Source organism: Psychrobacter sp. 1Y4 (assembly GCF_051847555.1).
On sequence record NZ_JBPYDE010000733.1, the window covers coordinates 1 to 634 of the forward strand.

Annotated in this window: 1 protein-coding gene; it reads left to right on the forward strand. The window is 37.9% G+C overall.

Annotation, left to right across the window (positions count from 1 at the left end; translation table 11 throughout):
* Window positions 1-333: 333 nt before the first annotated feature.
* Window positions 334-634, forward strand: a 301-nt coding sequence (locus tag ACS8FC_RS18595; protein ID WP_439297879.1) for a HisA/HisF-related TIM barrel protein, incomplete at its 3' end; no start/stop codon positions are given.

Here is a 634-nt window from a genome sequence, read left to right on the forward strand (position 1 = left end):
CCTGGTTACTATCACATAGAAACAAATAAAAATTTACCTAGGATTATACGCTAAATTGACCTAAAATTGCCAGTCAGTAATAGAATTTAACGAATGTTGGTGGTGATTCTACGTACTACAACTTATGGTTATGATTGTTTGGTTTCGATTGTATCCTATCTCTATTTGAGCAGATTTCTGACCTATTTTATTTGGTTTTTTGAATCTGTCTATAATTTATGCCACGTCTGAGTGGTGTTTTCTATCGTTGTTTGATTCTCTAATATCGTTTCATTCTCAACAATGTAATTTACTAAATTTATTGCCAATATTGTGCTTTATAAGGAATGCTATATGTGTGCTGTGCCTGTCATTATCCCGGCCATTGATTTAAAAGATGGTAAATGTGTACGTTTAAAACAAGGCCGTATGGAAGATGATACGGTGTTTTCTGATGACCCAGTCGCTATGGCTGCGCGTTGGGTAGATGAGGGCGCACGTCGTCTACATTTGGTCGATTTGAACGGTGCTTTTGATGGCGTACCAGTACACAGACAAGTGGTCAATGATATTACCAAAGCATATCCGAACCTGCCTATTCAATTAGGTGGCGGCGTGCGTAATATGAATACTATTGAGCAATACATTACTGCCG